Here is a 24,080-nt window from a genome sequence, read left to right as displayed (position 1 = left end):
TCAATGAGGCAGTTCGCTCAACTCCCGCAGCCGGTCCTCGTCGACTTCGACGCCGAGACCGAGGCCCGCCGGCGCGTACAACTGATCGCCTGAGGCGACGAGCGGTTGGCGCAAGATCGAACCGCTCAGAAATTGCGGGCCGTTCAGCGCTGCCGGAAGCGCGAGCCCGCCGCATGCGAATAGCTGGAGCGAAGCGGCCAACGAAAGATCGGGATCGGTTAAGCCGCTCGCGTAGAACAGCGAGCCCGTCTCGCGCAAGCGTCGGACCAGTCGCCACGCTTCGGTAAGCCCTCCCATGCGCGCTATTTTCACGGCCACTCCGTCGAGCAAGCCGAGACGATGGAACTCGTCGAAATCGGTCGTCGAGACGATCGATTCGTCCATCAAGATCGGCAAGGCTCGTTGAGCGCGCAGTTGCCGATATCCATTGAGACGGTTCGCCGGCAGGGGTTGTTCGAGGGCGGCGATCCCGAGATCGGCCAGTTGCGGCGCGATCGCCAGAGCCGAGGCAACGTCGTAGCCGGCGTTCGCATCGGCCCAGATGAAAGCGTCGGGAGCAAGCCTTCGCACGGTACGGCAAAGTGCAACGTCGAACTCGATGTCGGGCGCGACCTTGAGATTGAAATTGCGATAACCGAGCGCCTGAGCAGCGGCAATCGAGCGCTCGGCGTCGGCAAGATCGGTAGGGTTCAGCGTCCAACTCAGCGTGATCGGCTGCGGCGCTATCGAAAGACTCGCCGGTCGCTCACTTTCCATCAGCAGCGACGCAACGGAACAATGCGCGCGACGTGCGCGCAGATCCCAGAGGGCCAGATCGATCGCTGCTTTGGCGATCGGCTGGCCGGTGGAAAAGCCGGGGGCGATGGCCCGCTGCATCGTCAGCTCGATCTCAGATGCAGCGGCAAGGTCGAGCCCGACCAACTCCGGCGCGAGATAGAGATCGATCGTCGAACGAACCGTTTCCGGCGTTTCATAGCTCCAACGAGGGGACGGCACCGCTTGTCCCCAACCGATGAGCCCTTCATCGTCAGTGAGTTTCACGACCACGGTTCGTCTGCCGGCGGGAAGCCCGCGCGGCGCCGCGAAGAACTTAAACGAGCCGACCGTCGGATATGTGATCGGAAATGTCTCGATGCGAGCGATGCGTGGCATGGCCGATTTGCGGAATGCTAGCGAATGGAAGCTCGGACGTGTCTCGCCGATTGTCGTCGAACCGACGACGCCGGCACATGGTCGTAGCGAAGCGGAATACGCTCGCGAAAAAGCACAACTCCAGAATGCTTATGAGTTTAACAGAGGGATGATGTAGTGATCACCGCCGTCCGGCACCTGATCTGCAACCTAAGACCTCGATCAGGGGCTTGCCATGTCAAGGGTGGGCTTCCGAAGTTGCCGGCAGCAACGACTGTGCTGAATTTGCCGGAGATTCGCTCACGTTTCGTAACGCTTATGTCGATAGTTCGGGCAGCCTATAGTCCTTCGGAGTGCGACACAATGACCGTCATTACGCTTCCTAATCAGACGCAGATCGAACGACGCCATGACCGCGCGCACACCTCGACAGCTCAGCTCAACGACTCGAAGATGAAGGCCGAGCGTGCCGAACTCGAGACGGCGGAAGCAGGCCTCGACGACATCGAAGAAAACTGCCCCGTCATTCGCGCGAGTCGGATCGTGTTTTCGACGGGCCGCACCGGACGGACGCGCGTCGTCTTCTTCTAAGCGAAGCTGGGTCCGCCTAAGAGTTGCGAACCACCCTTGAAGGCTCATCAGCCGTCTATCGTTAATTAACGTTAACACGATTCGACCCCCCGACGGAAAACGGGACCAGCCATCAGCGAGTGGGGGTTGTAGGCGTCGTGAATGTATGTAACTTGGCTTTACATACACAGCGAGACGACCGCGACCTGTTTTCGTGGGCATCCAGAGCCGATGCCGCGAGTATCCGATCCAGGCTTCCAACGATCGCCCGCTGCACGGTTCGTCGCTCGACGACCGGCTAGGAACTCTTTCCGCAGGGCGATGTTAAATGACCAAAGGCGCAACATTGACGAAGAAGTCCGGCGCAGCCGAAGCCGTTAATAAGGCACAACTCATCCGGGATGCTTTGAAAAAACTCGGCATCGACGCAGCCGCTAAAGATATTCAAGCCGAGTGCGAAGCGCACAACGTGAGCGTCGCTCCGGCCCAGATCAGCAACATCCGGACGAAACTCAAGGAACATGGCGGCGGCAAATCGGCTCGCAAAGGAACCGGTTCGTCGGCCGGCGCCTCGGCCACCGCCGAGGAGTTGCTTCAAGCCCGCATCTTGGCCGAAAAGATCGGCGGGGTAGAGCGAGCTCGAGCCTTGCTCGACATCCTCGACCGGCTGCGCTAAGCCCTTCAGGGCGCGTAATACGGTTTTTAGCAAACAAACGATCACCCGACCCGACGTCGCTCCCCAGCGATGCCGGGTCGGTTCGTTTCCGGACGACGACCAGCCGCGGCGGCGGCGGTCGCAACTGCCGAGCTTTCCAAGCCGTAGCGACGCAGAATCTCGGGCAAGAGATCGCCGATTCTGGTCGCGGTAATCTGAGAAGAGTCTCTCGGCCTCGCGGCATCCACCTCAAAACCTTCATTGCGACCGGTGAAACGAGCAACCATGCCACACCTCGCACTGGAGACAGGATAGTGATCAATTGAACACTAATCGTTATCTTACGCTCAATCGCGCTAATGTCAACCAGCGAGCGGCGAAGGTACGCCATCTACTGAGAATCTGGGAGGGAAGTATCGCCTGAGCCGGGCACACCGACCGCACAAAGAAATTAGCGACGAACACCCGATGCTAATCAACGACAGCGGTGCTCGACCGTGCCAGGATGGCCCAAAACGACAGGACGTCGCCAAATGCTTCCCACTCCCACGCCGACGTTGATCCGGCAGCTAGTCGTCGAGCACTTCACCCATTTCGGCGCCCAGACCCAAGACGCCGAAGCGTGTGCCGAAACGATTCTCATTCGCGACGGCAAATATCGGGGTCGCTCCTATCGCGCCGGCGGCATGCTCGCGATGTGGATGATCGAGATCGGGTTGGTGCAGTTCTATGCCGCCGATGGTGCGATGCTCGCCACGGTGAGCCTACACGATCGCGCAGCTCCGCAAATGAGAAAGATGGCCGCGTAAAGAAGGTGGTCGGTTGTCAGTGGCCAGTGGTCAGTTGCGACTTCATCGCGACCCCGGACTTCCGATCGTCGTCTGCTGACTTTTGTCTTTTTTCAACTGACCACTGACCACTGACAACCGACCACTGCCCTAGCGGTGAATCGCGCGTCCGTCGACGGCGAAGGCCGCTTCCTTGATAACTTCCGCTAAGGTCGGATGGGCGTGGCTCGTGCGTGCGATGTCTTCCGCACTCGCCCCGAATTCGATCGCCGTCGCCGCTTCGGCAATGAGGTCGCCGGCGCGCGGCCCGAGAATGTGAATGCCGAGCACCCGGTCGGTCTTCGCATCGGCGAGGATCTTCACATAGCCGTCGGTCTGAGCAAGGGCTTTCGCGCGGCCGTTGATGCTGAACGGAAACTGCCCCTTCTTATATTCCACGCCCGCGACCTTGAGGTCGTCTTCCGACTTCCCGACCGAGGCGATCTCGGGCTCCGTATAGACGACGCTGGGGATCGCATCGTAGTTCACATGGCCGTAACCGCGCACGATAAACTCGGCCGCCGCGACCCCTTCTTCTTCCGCTTTGTGTGCGAGCATCGGCCCGGCGATGCAATCGCCGATCGCATACACCCCTTCGACTTTGGTTCGCAAGTGCGCGTCGACCGGGATGCGCTTCTTCGAGTCGAGCTCGAGCCCGATCGAAGCGAGGTTCAATTCATCGGTCCACGGCACACGACCGACGCAGACGAGCACTTTGTCGCAGGTGATCGGCTCCGCTCCGTCGCATGTGACGACGCATTGCTTGCCGTCGAACTTCGCGCCGGTGACGCGAGTTTTCAAGCGGACCTCGAGCCCTTGCTTTTCGAAGATCTTTTTCGCGTCGGCGGCGAGTTCCGTGTCGAAGCCGGCCATGAGCCGATCGAGATACTCCAGCACCGTGACCTTCGCGCCGAGCCGCTTCCAGACGCTGCCGAGTTCGAGCCCGATGACGCCGCCGCCGATGATCACGAGATGCTCGGGAACTTTATCGTACGAGAGGGCTTCGGTGCTGGTGCCGATGTTCGCGCCGTCCATCTCGATGCCCGGCAGAATGAAAGGCTTGCTGCCGGAGGCGATGATGACGTTCTTCGCGGTCAGCTCTTCCCGTTTCTCGCCTTCGACGACGATGCGTCCCGGTCCATCGAATTTCGCGGTGCCGCGATAGCGGGTGATCTTATTTTTCTTGAAGAGGAACTCGACCCCCTTGGTCAACTCCGAGACGATCTTGTCTTTGCGCTTGAGCATCGCGGCCAAGTCGAACGTCGCACCCTCGGCGTTGATGCCGTGCAGCGACAGTTCGTGCTTCGTCATGTGATAGAGGTGGCTCGACTCCAGCAATGCCTTGCTCGGGATGCAACCGATGCGCAAGCAAACGCCGCCGAGCGCCGCTTCCTTTTCGACGCAGGCTACGTTCAAGCCGAGTTGCGCGGCGCGAATCGCCGCAACATAACCGCCGGGCCCGGCACCGATAACGACGAGATCGTGATTCATAGATGTAACTCAGAATGCAAAAGGCAAAATGCAAAACGTGAGATTCGCCAAGCGATCTCAGCCGTTTTGCATTTTGCCTTCTGACTTTTGCCTTTAATTAGATTTCCAGCAGCATACGTGATGGATTCTCGATCGTTTCCTTGATGCGGCGGAGGAACGTCACCGCTTCACGGCCGTCGATGATCCGGTGGTCGTAGGTGAAGGCCATGTACATCATCGGGCGAATGATGACTTGGCCGTCTTTGGCAATCGGACGCTCTTGGATCGCATGCAGGCCGAGAATTCCGCTTTGCGGCGGGTTGACGATCGGCGTCGACAACAGCGAGCCGAACACGCCGCCGTTCGAGATCGTGAACGTCCCGCCTTGCAATTGCTCCAAGGTCAGCTTGTTGTCGCGCGCCAACTTACCGAAGTGCTCGATCGAGCCTTCGACTTCGGCGAAGCTCATGCGTTCGGCGTTGCGCAGCACCGGCACGACCAGGCCCTTGCCGCCGCTCACCGCGATGCCGATGTCGTAGTAGTTATGGTAGATGATGTCGTTGCCGCGGATTTCGGCATTCACTTGCGGCACCATCTTCAAAGCATCGATCGTCGCTTTGACGAAGAACGACATGAAGCCGAGCTTGATGCCGTGCTTCTGCTGAAACATATCCTTGTGGTCGGATCGCAGGCTCATCACGCCCGACATGTCGACTTCGTTGAACGTGGTCAGCAGCGCGGCGTTTTGCTGAGCTTCAACTAATCGCTGCGCAATGCGCCGGCGGATCGGGCTCATCGGCACCGCCTCTTCTTGCCGCGTGGCCGAACCGGAAAGACCGACCGGAATCGGCAACGACGCCGGACGGGCCGGAACGGGTTTCGTCGCTACGGCGGTCGGCGCCGCCGGGCGCGGCGCTTCGGCATGTCGCACGACGTCTTCCTTCAACAGTCGGCCGCCCGGGCCCGATGGAGCAACAGCCGTGGCTTGTAAACCTCGCTCGGCAAGTTCACGCGCGGCGGCAGGCATCACTCGCGCACCATCGCCGGGGCCGCCGACAGAAGCAGCGGCCGGCTTGGCGCTCGGCGCTTCGGCAACCGCAGGCTTGGCGCCATCGGTCTTCGGGCCTTCGCCGTTGGCGGCGCCGGCTGCGGCGGGCTCGAAGTATCCGATCACTTCGCCGACCGCGGCCGTCTCCCCTTTCTTCTTCAAGATCTTCGCGACGACGCCGGCTTCGGGAGCCGGAAGTTCTAAGGTCGCTTTGTCCGATTCGAGCTCGACGAGGTTTTCGCCCGAAGCGGCATGCGCACCTTCTTGTTTGCGCCACTCGCCGATGAAGACTTCGGTGATCGATTCTCCGATCGACGGAACTCGTAATTCGATAGCCATGATAGATTTCAAATGCCGCGAGTGAGCGAGATGTATTTGTGGAAGCGAGAAAGCGAAACCGAACCGGATATCGTAAATCGCCGAGGTAAAAAAAGCGAGGCGAGCGCTCGCTATCGAACGCTCGCCGATCGCTGATACTTACTTGGTTTTAACGTCCGTCGAACGCTTGGGCTAGAAGCTCGGCCTGTTCGATTTTGTGGCTTCCCATCGACCCGGTCGCCGGGCTACCCGACGCGGCACGGCAAATACCGCTGAATCGCATCCGATTGAAAAGCTTTTCGCCGAAATGGACCCGCATGAATCGCCAGGCCCCCATGTTTTCCGGTTCTTCTTGCACCCAGTAGACATTGGCCGCATCCGGGTAGCGCCCGAGCTCGGTTCGCAGAGCTTCGGTGGGCAAGGGATAAAGCTGCTCCACGCGGAGAATCGCGACGTCTTCGCGGCCGAGCTCCTTCCGCTTCGCTTCCAGATCGTAGTAGATCTTGCCGGAGCAGAGGAGGACGCGATCGACTTTTTCGCGGTTCGGGTTCGAGTCCGGAATGATCCGTTGAAACGAACCGGTTTCACATTCTTCCAGCGTCGAAGAGGCGCTGGCGTTGCGCAGCAAGCTCTTCGGCGACATGATAATCAGCGGCTTGCGCCACTTCCGCAGCCCTTGGCGGCGGAGCAGGTGGAAATACTGCGCCGGAGTCGTGGCGTTGCAGATCTGCATGTTGTCTTCGGCCGCTTGCTGCAGGAAGCGTTCGAGCCGAGCGCTGGAATGCTCGGGCCCTTGCCCTTCGAAGCCGTGAGGCAGCAGCATGACGAGACCGCTCAAGCGGCGCCATTTGTCTTCGGCGCTGACGATGAACTGGTCGATGATGACTTGCGCGCCGTTGACGAAGTCGCCGAACTGCGCTTCCCAAATGACGAGGCCATGCGGCCAATCCAGGCTATAGCCGTATTCGTATCCGAGCACGCCGGTTTCCGAGAGAGGGCTGTTGCAGATCTCGATCGGCGATTGGGATGGGGAGAGGTTCGCAAGCCCCATGTAGCGACGACCGTTCTCATAGTCGTGCAATACGGAGTGGCGATGGCTGAACGTACCGCGCTCCGAGTCTTGGCCCGTCATGCGAATGCGATAGCCTTCGATCGAAAGAGTCGCCAGCGCGAGCGCTTCGCAAGCCGACCAATCGAGCGGCTTCGCGCCGGTCGCCATCTCGCGGCGCGCTTCCAAGAATCGGGTCAGCTTCGGATGAACGTTAAAGTCGGCCGGCACCGTCGCCAGGCTTTCCAAATACGACGCCAGCTTTTCCTTGGCGACGCCGGTGTTCACTTCATCGGCCGTGGTTTCCGCACCGCCGGCATAGCCCGACCAAGAACCGGTCCACGGTTCGCGGCGAGGCTTATTTTCCGGACTGCGCGCGACGAGCAGATCTTTTTCCAATTGCTCGCGACGTCGGGCCGCGATCGCATCGGCTTCGACGCGCGAGATACCGTCCATCTTGAGTAAATATTCGAGATACCCTTCGCGGACGTTCTTCGTGCGCTCGATCGTCTTGTACCACAGCGGTTGCGTGAACGAAGGCTCGTCGGCTTCGTTGTGCCCGCGACGACGGTAGCAATACATATCGATCACGACGTCGCGTTTGAACTCGCGACGGAAGTCGATCGCGAGTTGCACGACCTGCGCCACCGCTTCCGGATCTTCGCCGTTGACATGGAACAACGGGCTCTGAAGCATCTTCGCCACGTCGGTGCAGTAGGCACACGAGCGCGACTCTTCCGGCGGAGTCGTGAAGCCGATCTGGTTGTTGATGATGATGTGGAGCGTGCCGCCGATCGAGTACGGGGCAAGTTCGCTCATGTTGAGCATCTCCTGCACGATCCCTTGGCCGGCGAATGCGGCGTCGCCGTGGATCACGATCGCAAGACCTCGTTCGCGCTGCGTGTCGTTGATGCGGTCTTGTTTCGCGCGGAGCCGACCTTGCACGACCGGGCCGACGAATTCGAGATGGCTCGGATTGAAGCAGAGCGATAAGTGAACCTTGCGGTTGGTGCTCGTGATCCAATCGGCGCTATGACCGAGGTGGTACTTCACATCTCCTTGGCCGAGGTGGAGTTCCGGATCGACGTCGGCGAATTCGCGGAAGATCCGGCGCGGGCTCTTGCCCATGATGTTCGCCAACACGTTCAAGCGGCCGCGATGCGCCATGCCGAGCACGACTTCTTGCACCCCATGCTCGGCCGAACGTTCGATCGCCATATCCAATAGCGGAATGAGGCTTTCGGCTCCTTCGAGCGAAAAGCTCTTGGCTCCGAGAAAGCTCTTGGCAAGGAAATCTTCGAAGATTACGGCATCGGTGAGTTTCGTAAGAATCCGAAGCTGCTCTTTGCGGTGCATCTCTAAGCGGTTTTCGGTCCCTTCCATGCGGTCTTGCAACCACTGGCGGACCCGATAGTTATCGATGTGCATGAACTGCACACCGATCTGGCGGCAATACGTGTTGCGCATGCAACCGACGATCTCGCGGAGCGTCCGCTTTTTCGGCCCCTTGATCGTGCGGGTCGACAGCGACATATCGAGCTGGCTTTCGGTAAAGCCGTAGTATTCGGGCTCGAGCTCGGGTTGCGGTGGGCGCGGCAGGCCGAGCGGATCGAGCGTAGAGACCATGTGGCCGCGCACGCGGAAGGCCCGAACCATTTGGTCGACGCGGTCTTGCAGCACGGCCATATCGACGCCGGGGCGGGCCGTGACCTGGCCCTCGAGCGTGGCACCGTTGGACGCAGCGCCATGCGCGCCGGAGTCGTCGGACGGCGGATTGAATACGCTGCGTACCTCGAACGACGGGCCGAGTTGCGGCTGCGGCCATTCATGCGGCGCGATCTGCGAGAAGAACCGTTGCCAATCACGCGAAACGGAATTCGGGTCGTTCAGGTAATCCGCATAGAGCGCCTCGACGAAGCCGGCGCTTGCGCTGTTGAAATCGTGTTGCGACTCGTCGGAAGCGGGAGATTCCGCTTCGTCGGTGAACAGGGCCATGTTAATTCCAATTCATCTTGAAAGGCCTGCGAAGCAGCTTGCGCGGTCGTGAACGGCGGGGAAGGCTTCTAACGTGTCAGGCCGGAATACTCGTCTGGGAGCGTGAAATTTGAAAGCGAAAACGGTTCGACGGCGGTTCGGTATCGTTGGGTGACGACCTGGATGAACCGAACGGAGTCGGCTCGATCTCGGGTCGCAGGGAGGCTTACGGGCGGGTCGGGCTTGCCGGCTCTCTCGGCTGAGGCTGATTTTGGTGCGTCAATCTTTCGTGGGTACGGATACCAATTCGGTTTCGGAAGCACAACAGCGGGACCGTCACGACCAGAATCCTATGCGACTCACAGGCGGAATTCTGCCGGCGTTACTGGATTGTTTTCAAAAGACAATCGCCTAGGCGCGCCGCCAGCATTGCTCCTCTTCGTCCAATACGGATCAAGACTTGGTAAGTTCGGGCCCGTTTGCCGAATACGCAATTCGTGACGAAAAGGCCGCGTACGACGTGGAACCCATGAGAATCCCTACGGCGTGCGCAAGCTCTACCGCCACACTTCTCTCCTAGTGTAATAAGATGTGGCCGGATTGCGGGAGAGGATATTTCGACGAAGTAATAGAAAGTACGATTTTTGTGGGAAAATAGGCAATTACCGTTCGATAAAACCTAACCGATATAAGCGGTTTCCCAAGCCGTTTTGTCCCGATTAGGAAACGCTTTGAGGCTGGAATTACTTAAAATTCCAGCCTCAAATACGTGTGCAAATCAAACATCGCGAAAACAGGCTTCCAAACCTGAAACTAATGGGCCATCGGAGAAGGAATGCCCGTCAGTGTCACCATACCCGAGGCAAACAACAGCCCCGCGACGTGCAGCACCGCGGCGATTTCAGCCAAGCTCCGGGTTCCCATCTTCGTGAAAACCCGCTTTCGCCGGGCCTCGACCGTGCGCAAAGCAATACCTAAGCGGCTCGCAATGCTTTTATTGACCTTTCCGCTGAGCATCAGTTGGAGCACGTCGCGCTCACCGGCAGTAAGTTCTGCCAAGCGACGCTGGGCATTCATCGCGTCGTTCAGGCGACGTTGCTTGTCGACTGACGCCGCGAGGGCGTGTTCGATCGAAGCAGCGAGCCGTTCCCGTTCCGAGGGCCAATCGAGCACATCGTCGGCCCCTTTTCGCACGGCGTCGACGATCGTCTTGGTAACAGGTTTCTCAAGCAGATAAACGACCGTCAGCGGCGAGTGTTGCTCCGTGAGGCGGTCTAATAGCTCGCTCGGCTGCTTGGCATCGGCGTCGAGGCGCGCCACCACACAGCCGGCTTGAAGCGGGTCGAAGTCGGGGCCGAAGAACTCGGCGCTCGAATCCAAGGATGATCCGAAGTGGGAGACCCCGGCTTTCTCGGCAACGGCAACCACCTCGGCAGCCGTAGCTCGGTCTAAGCCGTGGGTTCGACAAATGAGTAAAGATTGCATATCGAATCAACTCGCAATAAAGGGCTCAAATAGGTTCATCACGGCATTCGCAATTCCGGAGGTACACCCCCTACTGCCGTGTTACAATTCGGGGCGTATTTCCTTGCCCCCTATGAATCACTGCGTCGGCGACGAGGGAAACCCGCAGTCGGGAGCGGAAAACCAGCCGAATTCGCGACAATTAAATAGAATGACGATCTAATCGCGCCTCTTTGATGGGACAACTCGCTGATTCTAAAACTTGGATGGGTAAGCGCTTGAGCCGAGGAGATTGCGCGTGGCCGACGAATCGAAAGCGGAAATCACGCAAGCACTGCAACGACTGAATCGGGGCGACACGCATGCCGCCGATCAGTTGTTCGCGCTCGTCTACGACGAGTTGCGCGACATGGCGCGCCGACAGTTTCGGCACGAACGCCGAGCCCATACCCTGCAACCGACGGCCTTAGTCCATAAGGCGTACCTCGCGCTCGTCGAGCATGAGAACGTCAACTTCGAGCAGCGGGCTCACTTCTTCGCGACCGCGGCGAAAATCATGCGGCAATTGCTCGTCGATCATGCGCGCGCGAAGAATCGGCGGAAGCGCGGCGGAGACCGCAAGCGAGAGCCGCTGCATCCCGACACTTTGGTGATCAGCCATGATGAAGATGTGCTCAGGGTCGAGGATGCGCTGGAGAAACTGGCGGTCATCGACGCGCGGCAAGCGAAGATCGTCGAGTTGCGGTTCTTCGGCGGTCTGACCGTCGAGGAAGTGGCGACGGTGCTGAAAGTTTCCAAGCGAACCGTCGAATCGGAATGGACGATGATCCGCGCGTGGCTCCGCAAGGAACTGGCGGAGGAAGCGACGTGAGCGAAGAACGGCAACGGAAGATCAAGGAGGTCTTTTTCGAAGCGTGCAATCGCGACGAAGCGGAGCGAAGTCGCTTCGTGCGCGAAGCTTGCGGCGACGACCAAGCGCTACGCCGCGAGATCGAACTGTTGCTCGCTCATCATTCCGAGGCGACGATCATTCCGGCCCGCCGCAGGAGCGTCGTCGATCGGATCTTCAACGACTCCAAGCCCTCGCGCTCCCACTCGTCGCTCGGCACCGTGAGTCGCGCTTTTTATCGCTGGGCTCTCCGGCTTGGGCTCTCGGGGCAGCTCGCGTTAGGGGCGGCGGTCGCTATCGTCGTGCTCGTCGGCATGACGTTTTGGCTGCGCGGACATATCGCCGACGTCATCGAACGCTCTTCCGTAGCGGAGCTCGACACGCTGCTCAACGCGGCCGATACCTCAGTCACGAACTGGATCGACAGCCGACGTCATCAAGCGCAAGCCTGGGTTGCCGAACCCGACGTTCAAGCGCAGCTCAAACCGCTTTTGGCCGAAGATCGGGTCGTTGCACCGGCGACGAACCCGGCGACCGCCGATCCCTCGCCGCTCAACACCGACGCCGACGAACGGATCGTCCAAACGCTCCGCAAGCGAGCCGGATCCGATGCCGAGTTCGTCCTTTGGGATCGGCAAGCGCGATCCCTTTTCACCACCGCTCCGGTGACGGCAACGAAGCCGATCCCGCCTAAGATCTTTGCAGAATCATTTCCGCGGGTCCTCGCCGGCGAAAGCCTGCTGCTGATGCCGCATCAATGTGAGCAGTTGGCCGGTAAGGATTGGTTTTCACTCGGCAAGCCGTTGATCGGCGTGCTCGTACCGATCCGAAAGACGGACGAAGGAGAAGTAACCGGCATCCTGTTCGTCGGCCTTCCCTCGCTCGTCGACACCCTCAACACGATGCTCGCCAAGTTTCGCCCGCAAGCGACCGGGGAAGCCTACGCGTTCGATCGCAACGGTCGGATGCTTTCCGAGAGCCGGTTTCGCGACCAACTAATCGGGCTCGGTCTGCTGAAAGCGGAAGATGCGACCGTTCTCAACTTCTCACTTCGTGATCCCTGCGGCGATCTCACGCGCGGCCACAAGAGCGTCGATCCGTATTTCGCCCACTATCGCCCGCAAGCGATCATGCGCGCCGTGAACGGCCTCGACGGAGTCGTGTCCGAAAGTTATCGCGACTATCGCGGAGTCACGGTGCTCGGTGCTTCGCGCTGGCGCGCCGCCGACGATTTCGGGCTCTGCGTCGAGATCGAACGCTCCGAAGCCCTCTCCGCATTGCACTACACCGGCATCATGGTCGTGATCGCGATGGTTCTCCTGGTCGGTACGTTCGGCGCGATCGTCTGGTCGTCGTGGTCGAACGCGCGCTTGCGACATCGCTTGGCCGCACAGCCGCTCATCGGCTCGTATCTCTTGGACATTCAAATCGGCGAAGGGGGCATGGGTCGGGTCTATCGCGCGCAGCATGCGCTCCTCAAGCGACCGACGGCCGTGAAGATCATCAGGCCGGATCTCGTCAACGATCAGACGCTCGCTTGGTTCGAGCGCGAAGTGAAGCTCGCGGCGAGGCTCTCGCATCCGAACACGATCGAGATCTACGACTACGGCCGAACCGAAAACGGTCAGTTTTATTGCGCGATGGAATACTTGCGCGGCCTCACGCTCTCGCAAGTGCTCCTCGTCGACGGCTATCTGCCGCTCCCTCGAGCGCTGCACATTCTCTACCAAGCTTGTGCCTCGCTTGCCGAAGCCCACGACCTGGGGCTCATTCATCGCGATGTGAAGCTGCATAATCTCATGCTCTGCCTGATCGGCGGCGAGGCCGACTTCGTCAAGGTGCTCGACTTCGGCCTCGCCAAGCAATCCGATCCGGAAAGCGCGAGCGACACCACGCGCTCGTCGCGCAGCCTCGTCGGCACGCCGCTTTACATGGCTCCGGAACGGCTGAAAGCTCCCTATTCGACCGATGCCCGAGGCGACGTCTATTCGATCGGCGTCGTGGCTTTCAAGCTCCTCACGGGCCGCGATCTATTCACCGGCGATTCCGATCTCGAACTCTTCAACCAAACCTTGCATCAACCGGCCCCGCTGACGTCGTCGGTCGCGCGGCAAGCGATCCCGCCGGAACTCGATCGGATCGTCGCGCAATGCCTCGCCAAGGATCCCGACGAGCGACCACGCACGGCCCGCGCGATCGCCGAGGCGCTTGAATCGCTGGTGATGCTCCATCCGTGGAAACAGACCGCGGCGGCAGCCTGGTGGCGAATCAACCGCGACCGCATCCGCGACCTATCGCCGCATTGGGACGACAAGGTTCTCACAGCGCTGGCACCGATCCCGGTGAAAAGCGTGCCGGGCTTGCCATAGCGATAGTAAACTTCACTACACCTTCGGTTCCCACCCGGCGCGATACTCTCGGCCCCACATTTTTTGCGCATCGGCGTTGTTCGGCTTATGCGTCGTCGGGTCGGGCGTGATCGCTTGGCCGGTGCGGTAGGCCATGTTGCCGAGATGGCATAAGAGCGTGCTCTTGTGCCCTTCTTCGATGTCGGCGTTCGGGCGTTTACCGTCGCGCACGCAAGCGAGAAAATTCTCGATGTGCGGTGCGTCGCCCCCGGTGAACTTCTCTTCTTCGATCACCTTGCCGTCGGCATCGTAGACTTTGTACTTCGTCTGATCGAACGTCATCGAGCCGTTTTCGCCGAAGAACGCCGCTTCGTATTTGATCTCGTTATCGATCGGTTTGTAGAAGCTGCGCCCTTCCCAACAGATCGATTGGCCGCCGAAATCGAACGTCGTGATGCTCGTGTCGGGCGTTTGCTGATCATCGTCGTAGCGATAGCGGCCGCCGCCGGTCGTGATGTGCTGCGCATAGTCGACCCCCAGGCCCCAGCGGCAAATGTCGATCATGTGAATGCCGTTGTTGCCGAGCTCGGCCGTTCCCCAATGCCAGAGCCAGTGCCAGTTGTAATGAACGACGTTGTCGCGATAACCGCGCTCCGGCGCCGGGCCTTGCCACAAGTCGTAGTTCAACCACTCGGGCACCGCGGCATCGGCCCCCTTCTTAATGCTCGGGCGAGGATTGAAATAGAACGATCGCGCCAAGAGCGGCTTGCCGATCGCCCCGGCCTTCAGTCGCTTGATCCCTTCGATATACGACGGCATGCTGCGGCGCTGCGTCCCGAGTTGCACGACGCGGTTTTGCTTCCGCGCCGTTTGCACCATCCATTCCCCTTCTTGTGCGTTGTGGCTCGCCGGCTTTACGCAGTAGACATGCTTCCCGGCATTGCAAGCCAAGATCGTGGTGGGAGCGTGCCAATGGTCGGGAGCCGCGATGACGAGTGCGTCGACTTTCTTATCGTCGAGAATCTTGCGGAAGTCGCCGATCTGTTGCGGCGTATTGCCGCCGTTCTTCGTCACCAAGCTGGCGGCGGCCGGCAAGCGGCGCGAATCGACATCGCAAACGTACTCGACGATCGCGTTCGGACTCTGCGAGAACGTGTCGACGAGTTGCTTGCCTCGGCCGAGCCCCATCACACCGACCACGATCTTCTCGTTCGGACTCGCGGCGCGCGTTTTCTTTTCGTAGCCGGTAAACGTCGCGCATCCGGCGACCATGCCCGCAGCCAAAGAACGATTCATAAACTCGCGACGATCGAGCGACATCGGCATGTCCTCCCAAGTGTGATTGAGGCGGATGGTGGGGCAGATGAACGAGCAGCGGTGGCCACGCTTGATCAACTCAGCAGTTTGATCCATTCAGCGCGGGCCGGCGGATTGTTAGCGGGTTGATTATGTGCGGTTCCGTCGCTTCGGGATACCTACGACGCGCGCGCAAATTTTCTCCGCGTGAGCATGCCGCCGCTTCGACCGTGAATGACTACCCCAATCTTCGAGTCCTTATTTCATGCTGTCTCGAATATCGCTACTCGCATAGGAAGCTCATGGAACCCAAACGGGAAGTAAGCCGATCTTTAATTCGGGCATAGTGATTTTTGGCACAGACTTTGCCTAACAGTCTCCATGTCGTTGGAAGATCGTGAATCCAAACGACTTACGACAGGCGGATGCATAGTTTCACGACGATCGATGCTGGTTTTTTGGGCAGGAGTCCCGCACATGATTAAGCATTCAGCTTCCCCTCGGCAAATGCGTTTCGAACTAGCCGCCCGCTTCGAGAAGATTCGCAATCTGCTGCTCACTGATCGCTACGCCCCCCAGTTGAATCATCCGCTTTACGATTGGGCTCTCCCGGCCGATCGTCGGCTTCCGCGAGCTCTCTTACATCGCTCCCTCGGCGATTTGCTGCGCACCCCTTACGACTCGCTCGCAGCGGTGCCCGGCATCGGCCAAAAGAAAATGCTTTCGCTTCTCAAGTTGCTCGACCGAGCTCTGCATACCGAAGAGCTGCAGAAAGAACGCTTGGAGGATGTCGCACCGCAAATCACCTCGGTTGCCGTGGGGGCTCCCGCAACGACCGTCACCCATATCGGCGACCCTTCGAATATCTCGGAAGTCACTTGGGCCACCTGGCGCTCGACGATCATCACGCATCGCTTGGGCCACGAACCTCTCGGTTGCTTCGCCGCTTCGTTGCACGAGCTTCCGCGCGTCATTTGGAGCGTTCCGCTCGAGACCTACGCCGGCCTGACGCTTGCTGAAATTCGCAAGTTGAAAACGCACGGCGAGAAGCGAGTCCGTTGCGTCGTCACGATTTTCGGCCAGCTGCATTCGCAGCTCGACGGTCAGCCGACCGACGGGCGAGTGCAAGTGCGTCTCACTCCGGAACGAATCGAACGCTTGGAAATGCGGATGCAAGAACTGATCGGCGCCAAGTCGCTGCCGTCCAGCGAGTTGCTTCGTCAAGCCTTGGTCGAACCGATCATCGAGCAAATCGACGTCGATGCCGGAACGCAAACGGCCACGATGTTGCGCGGCCGCCTCGGCTTCGACGGCCCTGCTTTGAGCGTTCGCAAAGCAGCGATGCGGATGCGGCTCACTCGCGCACGCATCTATCAACTCCTCGAAGACGCCTCGACCGTGGTCGATGTTCGTTGGCCGCGCGGCAAAGCGATGATGCGTGAACTGCTCGATCGCGTGGTTACCGAAAACGCCGATTCGATGGAATGCCGCTTCTTGAAGACCGTCGCCGAGACGTTCTTCCCGAACGAGTTCCGCCCCGTGCCGACGACGACTCCGTTCACGCGTCGCTACGAACCGCAACGTGAATGGGCAAACTCCTCACCGGTTCACGCGGCCGTTCGGAACCCGTTGTCGATGCACTCCGCTTCGATGATGTCCGCGTCGCCGACGTCGGGCATTCGCTAACGACTACGCTTCCGTCAAGCATCTCGCGATCTACCTGACTTTCGGATCGCGCAGTTGCGCAATAGAATCCAAGGGCCCTCGACAGCCGTGTCGAGGGCCCTTTTTTATTTATTCGACTTCGGAATCGATCGATGCCTGCTCTCGCCGTCCGTGCGGCTCTTCCCGACGATATCCCATTGCTGCATACGCTCATTTGCGAGCTAGCCGACTACGAACGGCTCCGGCACGCGGTCGTTGCCGTGGAAGCCGACTTACGGGCAGCCCTCTTCGGCCCGCGACCTTATTGCGAAGCCCTGCTCGGCACCGTCGACGACGAACCGCTGGGTTTCGCCTTATACCTTCACAACTACTCGACCTTCGTCGGTCGTCCTGGCTTGTATTTGGAAGATCTGTATGTTCGCCCGGCGGCACGCGGAGTCGGGCTCGGCAAGCTCTTGCTGAAACGGATCGCCGAGATCGCCGTCGAGCGGCGTTGCGGTCGGGTCGAATGGACGGCGCTGGATTGGAACGAGCCGGCGATTCGTTTCTACGAAGGGCTCGGAGCGAAGCAGATGACCGACTGGCGCTTGTTTCGCCTCAGCGGCGACGAACTCGCAACCTTCGGAAAACCGGAATAGCGCGGCTTCGCAAGCGGCGCATCTACGCGCCGACTTGGGCCAGCACGTACGGCCCCTTCGGAATCACGGCGATCGTCGCTTCGGCGCCGTACTCCGCGAGCGATGCTGCGACGGCCGCCTCGACGCTCTCCGCACTCTCGACGAACAACCGATCGAGCGTCGCGCGCGGCAAGCCATCGCTCACGATCTTCACCTTCGCCTTGCGCCGCACTTTGGCAAGTTCTTCCATCTGCCATTGATCCATCACGAAGTAATCGGTCGTGACGATCCGCTCGACGAAACCTTCGAGCGTCCCGTTGTCGTCGAACAGTCCGCAAAACTCGGGACTACCGATCCCTTCCGTCAGGCCGGCGGCGATGATGATCGTCCCACCTTGCCGCACGACCGACATCGCGCCGACCATTCCTTTGACGGCTTGATAAAACGTCGTGTCGAGCGGATAGCCCGCCCCGCTCGTGACGACGATATCCGCTTCGGCCGGCATCGTGTCGACGACCACGCCGCGCACGAATCGCACACCGGCCTCGAACGCCTCGATCATATCGCCGGCGACGAAGCAAAGCGGCCGACGCAGGGCGTCGATCACGACGTTGACGATGAAGTCGCACCCGGCCTTCTTTGCGATCCAGGTGTTTTCTTCATGCACCGGATTCCCCGCCAGCACTCCGCTCGTCGCGTTGGGGTGTTCGAGAAACCGAGGACTATGCCAAGCCTTGATCGTTTCCAATGCCGCAATGCCGGGGCAGATGAGCTTCCTGCCGCCCGAGAAGCCGGCCATGAAGTGCGGCTCGATCAAGCCGACCGTGATCTTGAGTTCGGCGTCGATGTAGCGCGAATCGATCCAAATGGGGACGCCGTGCGGGCTATCGCCGAGGTAGGTATGCGAGTCCCGATCTTTACCGAAATGATTCTCGCAACGATACGTCTCTGCGATTCGCCGGCCGACAAGCTCGACGAGCTCTTCTCCTTCATTCGGCCGATGCAAACCGGTCGCGACGAGAATCGTGATCCGTTCTCGGGCGATGCCGGCCGCTTCGAGCTCGCGCAAAATCGGGGTCAGCAGCAGCTCATTCGGCACCGGTCGCGTACGGTCGCAAATGAGAATACACGCGCTCTTACGCCCGCGCGCAAGCTCGCCGAGCGCACGAGAACCGATCGGCTCGCGCAGCACCCGCTCCAACTCAAGCTCAGGCTCAGCCGTCGGCACGGCGTTCTTATACGCCAGCGTGCGTACGACTCGCTCACTCGGCAACTCGACTTCGAGCCCGGTCTTTCCGTATTCGAGCTTCACGCGCATCGCGAGAGTCCTCAGGAGTTGTCGATACGTGCGAAAAGCCGCGCTCGGCGGCAAAGCGAACCGTAGTAGATTCGCTCCGCTGCCGAACGCGGCTCTTCCATCGTACACCGTCCGATCGATGCGCCGCACGACCAAGCCGGCGGCACGACTTCGGAGTATTTTTTCGAGCGATTACTTCTTAGCGGCAGGCTTTGCGGCCGGTTTGGCAGCAGCGGCGGCGGCAGGCTTCGCACCGGCGGCCGGTTTGGCTGCGGCAGCAGCGGGCTTCGCGCCGGCGGCCGGCTTCGCACCCTTGGCGGCCTTCGGATCGTCTTCTTCCGCTTCCTTGACCTTCTTCTTCTTTTTCATCGAGAGCTTCACGACGCGGGTCTTCGGCAGCCCGTAAGGGCGCGTCGAATCTTCAGCGAAGGTATCGGCTCCCTTCATTTGCTCGATCCGCTCGGCTCGGGTCAACACGTTGCGCGACCGCGTGCTTCCGGCACGGATACGCAAGCTCTTGTCCATCGTCATCTTCAAAGTCTCCGAAAATCGATCACGCGACCCCAACGGACACGATCTAGTGCTGGGGCGCGATAAAAAACCGGCTCATTGACGCGAAAGGCGCTTCTGCCGAGAAACGAACATTCTACGAACTTCGTCCGAACCCTTCAAGCCGGGGAATTCGCCGTAACTAGGCCGGTTGCAGCGGTTTCAGAAACGAATAGCGATCTACAACGCTCGGCGGATAACCCTTGCCGGCCGGTCGCGGTACTTCACGCGAGCATTGAAAAACGATCGAATGGGATACAGAAGTTCACTGACGCTTTTCCCGCCGTGGCTTCGTCGACTTCGATCTTAGATGGGTGAACGCACCGATGTCGCTCGACAACTTCCATCCCGTTCTCCGTCGTTGGTTCCTCGAAAAGTTCCGCGCCCCGACCGATCCGCAGCGGCTCGGTTGGCCGGCGATCGCTTCCGGGCGGCATACGCTCATCGCCGCACCGACCGGCTCCGGCAAGACGAGGTCGGCCTTTATGGTGCCGCTCGATCGGCTGCTGCGCTCGGCGCTCGCAGGCGATCTACGCGACGCGGTCGATGTGCTCTATGTGTCGCCGCTCAAAGCCTTGAGCAACGATATTCGTCGCAACCTCGTACTGCCGCTTCTGGAGATCGAAGAAACCGCTAAGGCCGAGGGCCTGAATCCGCTGCCGATTCGGGTCGCCGTTCGCACCGGCGACACGCCGGCTTCCGAACGACAAGCGATGGTGAAGCGGCCGCCGCAGATTTTGGTCACGACACCGGAGTCGCTTTATCTGTTGCTCACGTCGTCGAAGAGCCGCGAGATTCTGCGCAGCGTGAAGACCGTGATCGTCGACGAAATCCATGCTCTCGCGCGCGACAAACGCGGCTCGCACCTCACGCTCACGCTCGAACGACTCGACGCCTTATGCCTGGCTTCCGACGGCGGCAAAGCACCGACGCGGATCGGCCTCTCGGCCACGCAACGCCCGATGGACGAGATCGCAAGGTTCTTGATCGGGGCCGGCAACGTCGATGCCGATAATGTGCCGCGCTGCGAGATCGTCGATGTCGGGCACTTGCGCACGCTCGATCTCGGCATCGAAGTCCCGCCGTCGGAGCTCGAAGCGGTTTGCTCGCACGAACAATGGGGCGAAGTTTACGAGCGGATCGTAGGCTTGATTCAGTCGCACCGCAGCACGCTCGTGTTCGTCAACACGCGCCGGCTCGCGGAGCGCGTGACGCATCATTTGGCGGAGTTGCTCGGCGAAGAAGCGGTTGCCAGCCACCACGGCAGCCTCTCGCGACAGATGCGCCATTCGGCCGAGCAGCGTTTGAAAGACGGCGAGCTCAAAGCGGTCGTCGCGACGGCGAGCTTGGAAATGGGAATCGACGTCGGCTATATCGACTTGGTCATTCAGATCGGCTCGCCCCGCTCGATCGCGACATTTCTGCAGCGGATCGGCCGCTCGGGACACTCGCTCGGCGTCGTCCCGAAGGGGCGGCTGTTTCCGCTCACGCGCGACGAGCTCGTGGAATGCATGGCGCTGCTCAGGGCCGCGCGCTGCGGACGACTCGACACGATCGAGATCCCGCAGAAGCCGCTCGACATCCTCGCACAACAAATCACGGCGACCGTCGCGAGCGACGAATGGGACGAAGACGCGCTCTTTGCGATGTGCCGACGCGCGTGGCCGTTTCGCGATCTGGGACGGGGCGAATTCGACGAGATCGTGAAGCTGCTGCACGAAGGGATGTCGGTCTCGCAAAAGCACGGGATGCATATCTTCCGCGACGTCGTGAACGGCAAGGTCCGACCGCGCCGACACGCCCGCCTGACCGCGCTCATGAACGGCGGCGCGATTCCCGAACTTGCCGACTACCGCGTGGTGACGGAGGAAGACCGCACGGTGCTCGGCTCGGTCAACGAAGACTTCGCGATCGAAAGCCTCGCCGGCGATGTGTTTCAACTCGGCAATACTTCCTGGCGAATTAAATATGTGCGCGGCGGCGAGGTCGTCGTCAACGATGCGCATGGTGCCCCGGCCTCGATCCCGTTTTGGCTCGGCGAAGCCCCCGGCCGCACCGACGAACTCTCCACCGAAGTCTCGCTCTTGCGGCAAGCGCTTGGCGAGCGCGTGCATCTCGGCGAACCGGCGGCGACGAAGACCCGAGAGGCTTCGCAGTTTCGTGAAGACTACGCGATTCTCGCGCGCGGCCCCTCGAGCAAGCAACAACGCTCGTTCTTCGAGGGGGACGACGACGCCGAATCGTTTCCCAGCCGTGACGACGAACACCGCACGGCCGTAGCGCTCGCGCCGCCGCTGCCGCCGCTTCCGGAACGAGGAACCTCGACCGCCGGCGGTGACTCCGATCCGCCGAACGTCGACACGCGCGAGGCGCTGGAATGGTTGCAGCGCGAGTGCCCGACGGAAGAGTGGGCATTGCAGCAAGTCGTCCGTTATATCGCGGCGCAGAAAGCCGCGGTCGGGTTCATTCCCACACGCTGGAAGATCTTGTTCGAGCGGTTCTTCGACGAGTCGGGCGGAATGCAAGTCGTCATCCATGCACCGCTCGGTGCACGGGTAACACGCGCCTGGGGGCTCGCGATGCGCAAGCGATTCTGCCGCTCGTTCGATTTCGAGCTCCAAGCCTCGGCCGACGACGACGGCTTCGTCCTCGCGATCGGTCCGCAACATAGCTTCCCGATCGATGCACTCTTCAAGATGCTCAATAGCGGGAACGGTGAGTATCTGCTGACTCAGGCGTTGCTGGCCGCGCCGATGTTCGAAACGCGCTGGCGTTGGAATGCCTCGCGGGCTCTCGTCGTCGCACGGATGAAAGCCGGGAAGAAAGTCCCGCCGCACATGCAGCGCTTCAAGGCCGACGACTTTCTTGCCGCCGTATTTCCTGCGAAGACCGGTTGCTTCGAGAACCATCACGGCGACATCGACATTCCCGATCATCCCCTCGTGCGGCAAACGATTCACGATTGCCATACCGAAGCGATGGACCTAAAGCGCTGGCTCGGCACGCTCGACGATTACCACGCCGGCAAGATCGAGTTCGTCGCGATCGATACGCGCGAGCCGTCGCCGATGAGCCACGAACTGGTGAACGCGAATCCCTACGCATTCCTCGACGACGCGCCGCTCGAAGAACGCCGAGCTCGGGCCGTCGCCACGAGGCGCGGTGTCACGATCGATGCCGTACGGGATCTCGGCAGGCTCGAGCCTGCGGCGATCGAGCAAGTGTGCGCGGATGCATGGCCGACGGTTCGCGATCCCGATGAACTGCACGACGCTCTATTGAGTATGGTCGTCGTTTCGGAAGTCGACGGCGCGCCTTGGCGCGAAATGTTCGAGCCGTTGCGACGAGCGAAGCGCGCCCTAACGGCGACGACCGCGGCAGGCCGACGGTTTTGGGTCGCCGCCGAACGAGCGTCGCTCGCGAAAGCGATTTATGCGGATGCGCGGTTCGAGCCCGAATTGCCTGCCGGCGACGATACTGCGACCGAGCGGAGCGCTGCGCTGATCGTTGCGCTGCGCGGCTGGATGCCGTGCTTGGGGCCGATCATGGTGCCGCAACTTGCCGAGCGACTGGGGTTCGACATCTCGGCGGTCGGCGCCGCGCTCGAGTCGCTCGAAGGAGAAGGGGTCGTGCTCCGCGGCTCGTTCACGCCGGCCGGCCAAGCGGCTGCAGCGGCCGGTGAAAAGCATCCGGAGTGGTGCGATCGACGCTTGCTCGCGCGGATCCATCGCATGACTCTCGATGGCTTGCGCAAGCAGATCAAACCGGTCGAGCCGAGCGATTACTTACGGTTTCTCTTGCGACATCAGCGGCTGACGGGCGAGGTCCGGTTGCGTGGCCGCGCCGGGTTGCGCGAGGTCATCGAACAACTCGAAGGACTCGAAATTCCGGCCGGAGCTTGGGAATCGCGCGTGCTGGCGAGTCGCGTCACCGACTACGACCCACTCTGGCTCGATGAGCTTTCCCTTTCGGGTGAAGTGATGTGGGGGAGACTCAAGCCGCCGCGCAGAGACGAAGAAGCCGGCCCCAGCGCGGTCGGGCTCAATCGCGTGATGCCGATCGCGCTGGCGGCGCGTACCGATATCGCGTGGCTCGTTCCGCCGGATCGCAATCTCGAAGAAGTACCGCTGCGCGGCAACGCGCTCGATGTGCTCGACGTGCTCCGGGCACGCGGCGCGCTCTTCTATCACGATCTAGTAGCGCTCACCGGTCTACTTCCCGACCACTTAGACATGGGGCTTTATGAGCTCGCCGCGCAAGGGCTCGCCTCGTCCGACGCTTTCGGCGCGGTGCGAGCGTTGACGGCCGATGAGCAAAAGCGGTCGTCGCGCGTTCGCTTGCGCTCGCGACGTCGACGAACGGGAAGTTGCACGATGGCCGGCCGCTGGTCGCTGTTCCCGGGTGCGCTGCTGGAAGTGAGCCCGGAGGAGCGCGTGGTGAAATGGGCTTGGCACTTGTTGAAGCGTTGGGGAATCGTATTCCGCGACTTACTCGAACGCGAGACCTGTGCGCCGCCGTGGTGGGCGCTGGTGAGTCAGTATCGGCGAATGGAAGCGCGCGGCGAGATTCGGGGCGGGCGCTTCATTGCGGGAGTCGGAGGGGAGCAGTTCGCGCTCGGCGACGCCGTCGAACAAGTTCGCAAAGTCCGCGAAGAGCAGGTCGAAGCAGGGGCGGAGAAGCAATGGCTGATTCTCTCGGCGGCCGATCCGCTGAACCTCACGGGGATCATTCTGCCTGGGCCGCGCTTGCCGGCCGTGACGGGCAACTCGATCGCGTTTTGCGACGGACGGATCGTGGCGGTCGCACAAGCCGGTGAAGTGCGCTTCCTCGAAGAGATCGAGACCCGACGGGCCGACGAGCTACTGAAGCAGCTCAAGCGAACGGGATAACCGAAAGAGAAAATTCTTACGGCAA

Annotated in this window: 16 protein-coding genes; 8 read left to right on the top strand and 8 right to left on the bottom strand. The window is 60.8% G+C overall.

Annotation, left to right across the window (positions count from 1 at the left end):
• Positions 1–1,152, bottom strand: a complete 1,152-nt coding sequence (locus K8U03_18925) for a mandelate racemase (GenBank protein ID MCE9606963.1) — start codon at positions 1,150–1,152, stop codon at positions 1–3.
• A 342-nt stretch (positions 1,153–1,494) separates the two neighbouring features.
• On the opposite strand from K8U03_18925, the gene K8U03_18920 reads away from it, so the two are divergent.
• The 3 genes from K8U03_18920 to K8U03_18910 all read left to right on the top strand — a co-directional run bounded on the left by K8U03_18920 (position 1,495) and on the right by K8U03_18910 (position 3,165).
• The gene (locus K8U03_18920; GenBank protein MCE9606962.1) at positions 1,495–1,722 is read left to right on the top strand and encodes a hypothetical protein; all 228 of its coding nucleotides are present in this window, start codon (positions 1,495–1,497) and stop codon (positions 1,720–1,722) included.
• 307 nt (positions 1,723–2,029) lie between these two features.
• Positions 2,030–2,377, top strand: coding sequence for a hypothetical protein (locus K8U03_18915; GenBank protein ID MCE9606961.1), 348 nt, complete (start codon positions 2,030–2,032; stop codon positions 2,375–2,377).
• Positions 2,378–2,889: 512 nt separating this feature from the next.
• Positions 2,890–3,165: a hypothetical protein gene (locus tag K8U03_18910; protein MCE9606960.1), complete on the top strand. Its 276-nt coding sequence runs from the start codon at positions 2,890–2,892 to the stop codon at positions 3,163–3,165.
• A 129-nt stretch (positions 3,166–3,294) separates the two neighbouring features.
• Here K8U03_18910 and lpdA read toward each other — a convergent pair whose 3' ends face one another.
• From lpdA to K8U03_18890, 4 genes are all read right to left on the bottom strand, one after another.
• A complete protein-coding gene (gene lpdA, locus K8U03_18905) occupies positions 3,295–4,674 on the bottom strand; it encodes a dihydrolipoyl dehydrogenase (protein ID MCE9606959.1) in 1,380 nt (459 codons plus the stop codon).
• A gap of 97 nt (positions 4,675–4,771) precedes the next feature.
• Positions 4,772–6,040 carry a 2-oxoglutarate dehydrogenase complex dihydrolipoyllysine-residue succinyltransferase gene (gene odhB / locus K8U03_18900; protein ID MCE9606958.1) on the bottom strand — a complete coding sequence of 423 codons (1,269 nt, stop codon included), beginning with the start codon at positions 6,038–6,040 and terminating at the stop codon, positions 4,772–4,774.
• Positions 6,041–6,188: 148 nt separating this feature from the next.
• Positions 6,189–9,062 (bottom strand): 2-oxoglutarate dehydrogenase E1 component, encoded by a 2,874-nt coding sequence (locus K8U03_18895; GenBank protein ID MCE9606957.1) that lies wholly within the window; start codon positions 9,060–9,062, stop codon positions 6,189–6,191.
• A gap of 792 nt (positions 9,063–9,854) precedes the next feature.
• On the bottom strand, positions 9,855–10,526 hold the full coding sequence (locus K8U03_18890) for a LuxR C-terminal-related transcriptional regulator (protein MCE9606956.1): 672 nt from the start codon (positions 10,524–10,526) through the stop codon (positions 9,855–9,857).
• A 271-nt stretch (positions 10,527–10,797) separates the two neighbouring features.
• Here K8U03_18890 and K8U03_18885 point away from each other — a divergent pair, with 271 nt between their 5' ends.
• Both K8U03_18885 and K8U03_18880 read left to right on the top strand, forming a co-directional pair.
• Positions 10,798–11,376: a sigma-70 family RNA polymerase sigma factor gene (locus K8U03_18885; protein ID MCE9606955.1), complete on the top strand. Its 579-nt coding sequence runs from the start codon at positions 10,798–10,800 to the stop codon at positions 11,374–11,376.
• Positions 11,322–13,763: a serine/threonine protein kinase gene (locus K8U03_18880; GenBank protein MCE9606954.1), complete on the top strand. Its 2,442-nt coding sequence runs from the start codon at positions 11,322–11,324 to the stop codon at positions 13,761–13,763. Before K8U03_18885 ends, K8U03_18880 begins: the two co-directional genes overlap by 55 nt.
• A gap of 15 nt (positions 13,764–13,778) precedes the next feature.
• Here the strand turns inward: K8U03_18880 and K8U03_18875 are convergent, their stop codons facing one another.
• Positions 13,779–15,068 (bottom strand): Gfo/Idh/MocA family oxidoreductase, encoded by a 1,290-nt coding sequence (locus K8U03_18875; GenBank protein MCE9606953.1) that lies wholly within the window; start codon positions 15,066–15,068, stop codon positions 13,779–13,781.
• A 447-nt stretch (positions 15,069–15,515) separates the two neighbouring features.
• Here K8U03_18875 and K8U03_18870 point away from each other — a divergent pair, with 447 nt between their 5' ends.
• Together K8U03_18870 and K8U03_18865 are read left to right on the top strand one after the other, a co-directional pair.
• Complete coding sequence (locus tag K8U03_18870) at positions 15,516–16,724, top strand: hypothetical protein (GenBank protein MCE9606952.1); 1,209 nt, start codon at positions 15,516–15,518, stop codon at positions 16,722–16,724.
• A gap of 131 nt (positions 16,725–16,855) precedes the next feature.
• Entirely contained in the window at positions 16,856–17,341 is a 486-nt protein-coding gene (locus tag K8U03_18865) for a GNAT family N-acetyltransferase (GenBank protein ID MCE9606951.1), read from the top strand.
• A gap of 22 nt (positions 17,342–17,363) precedes the next feature.
• Here K8U03_18865 and larA read toward each other — a convergent pair whose 3' ends face one another.
• Both larA and K8U03_18855 read right to left on the bottom strand, forming a co-directional pair.
• Positions 17,364–18,638 carry a nickel-dependent lactate racemase gene (larA, locus tag K8U03_18860; GenBank protein ID MCE9606950.1) on the bottom strand — a complete coding sequence of 425 codons (1,275 nt, stop codon included), beginning with the start codon at positions 18,636–18,638 and terminating at the stop codon, positions 17,364–17,366.
• A gap of 171 nt (positions 18,639–18,809) precedes the next feature.
• The gene (locus K8U03_18855) at positions 18,810–19,148 is read right to left on the bottom strand and encodes a small basic protein (protein ID MCE9606949.1); all 339 of its coding nucleotides are present in this window, start codon (positions 19,146–19,148) and stop codon (positions 18,810–18,812) included.
• A 344-nt stretch (positions 19,149–19,492) separates the two neighbouring features.
• Between K8U03_18855 and K8U03_18850 the strand changes: the two genes are divergently transcribed.
• Positions 19,493–24,055, top strand: coding sequence for a DEAD/DEAH box helicase (locus K8U03_18850; GenBank protein ID MCE9606948.1), 4,563 nt, complete (start codon positions 19,493–19,495; stop codon positions 24,053–24,055).
• The last annotated feature ends 25 nt before the right edge of the window (positions 24,056–24,080 follow it).

The sequence above is a fragment of the Planctomycetia bacterium genome (genome assembly GCA_021413845.1).
Taxonomy (GTDB): domain Bacteria; phylum Planctomycetota; class Planctomycetia; order Pirellulales; family PNKZ01; genus PNKZ01.
The sequence above is the reverse complement of the archived record's forward strand: the minus strand, read 5'-3'. Positions and strand labels throughout refer to the sequence as shown.

Coding starts and splice junctions, on each gene's coding strand:
- K8U03_18850 (MCE9606948.1), top strand. CDS start 19,493: ATGTCGCTCGACAACTTCCATCCCGTTCTCCGTCGTTGGTTCCTCGAA.
- K8U03_18925 (MCE9606963.1), bottom strand. CDS start 1,152: ATGCCACGCATCGCTCGCATCGAGACATTTCCGATCACATATCCGACG.
- K8U03_18920 (MCE9606962.1), top strand. CDS start 1,495: ATGACCGTCATTACGCTTCCTAATCAGACGCAGATCGAACGACGCCAT.
- lpdA (MCE9606959.1), bottom strand. CDS start 4,674: ATGAATCACGATCTCGTCGTTATCGGTGCCGGGCCCGGCGGTTATGTT.
- K8U03_18890 (MCE9606956.1), bottom strand. CDS start 10,526: ATGCAATCTTTACTCATTTGTCGAACCCACGGCTTAGACCGAGCTACG.
- odhB (MCE9606958.1), bottom strand. CDS start 6,040: ATGGCTATCGAATTACGAGTTCCGTCGATCGGAGAATCGATCACCGAA.
- K8U03_18870 (MCE9606952.1), top strand. CDS start 15,516: ATGATTAAGCATTCAGCTTCCCCTCGGCAAATGCGTTTCGAACTAGCC.
- K8U03_18915 (MCE9606961.1), top strand. CDS start 2,030: ATGACCAAAGGCGCAACATTGACGAAGAAGTCCGGCGCAGCCGAAGCC.
- K8U03_18865 (MCE9606951.1), top strand. CDS start 16,856: ATGCCTGCTCTCGCCGTCCGTGCGGCTCTTCCCGACGATATCCCATTG.
- K8U03_18880 (MCE9606954.1), top strand. CDS start 11,322: ATGGACGATGATCCGCGCGTGGCTCCGCAAGGAACTGGCGGAGGAAGC.
- K8U03_18855 (MCE9606949.1), bottom strand. CDS start 19,148: ATGACGATGGACAAGAGCTTGCGTATCCGTGCCGGAAGCACGCGGTCG.
- K8U03_18910 (MCE9606960.1), top strand. CDS start 2,890: ATGCTTCCCACTCCCACGCCGACGTTGATCCGGCAGCTAGTCGTCGAG.
- K8U03_18875 (MCE9606953.1), bottom strand. CDS start 15,068: ATGCCGATGTCGCTCGATCGTCGCGAGTTTATGAATCGTTCTTTGGCT.
- K8U03_18895 (MCE9606957.1), bottom strand. CDS start 9,062: ATGGCCCTGTTCACCGACGAAGCGGAATCTCCCGCTTCCGACGAGTCG.
- larA (MCE9606950.1), bottom strand. CDS start 18,638: ATGCGCGTGAAGCTCGAATACGGAAAGACCGGGCTCGAAGTCGAGTTG.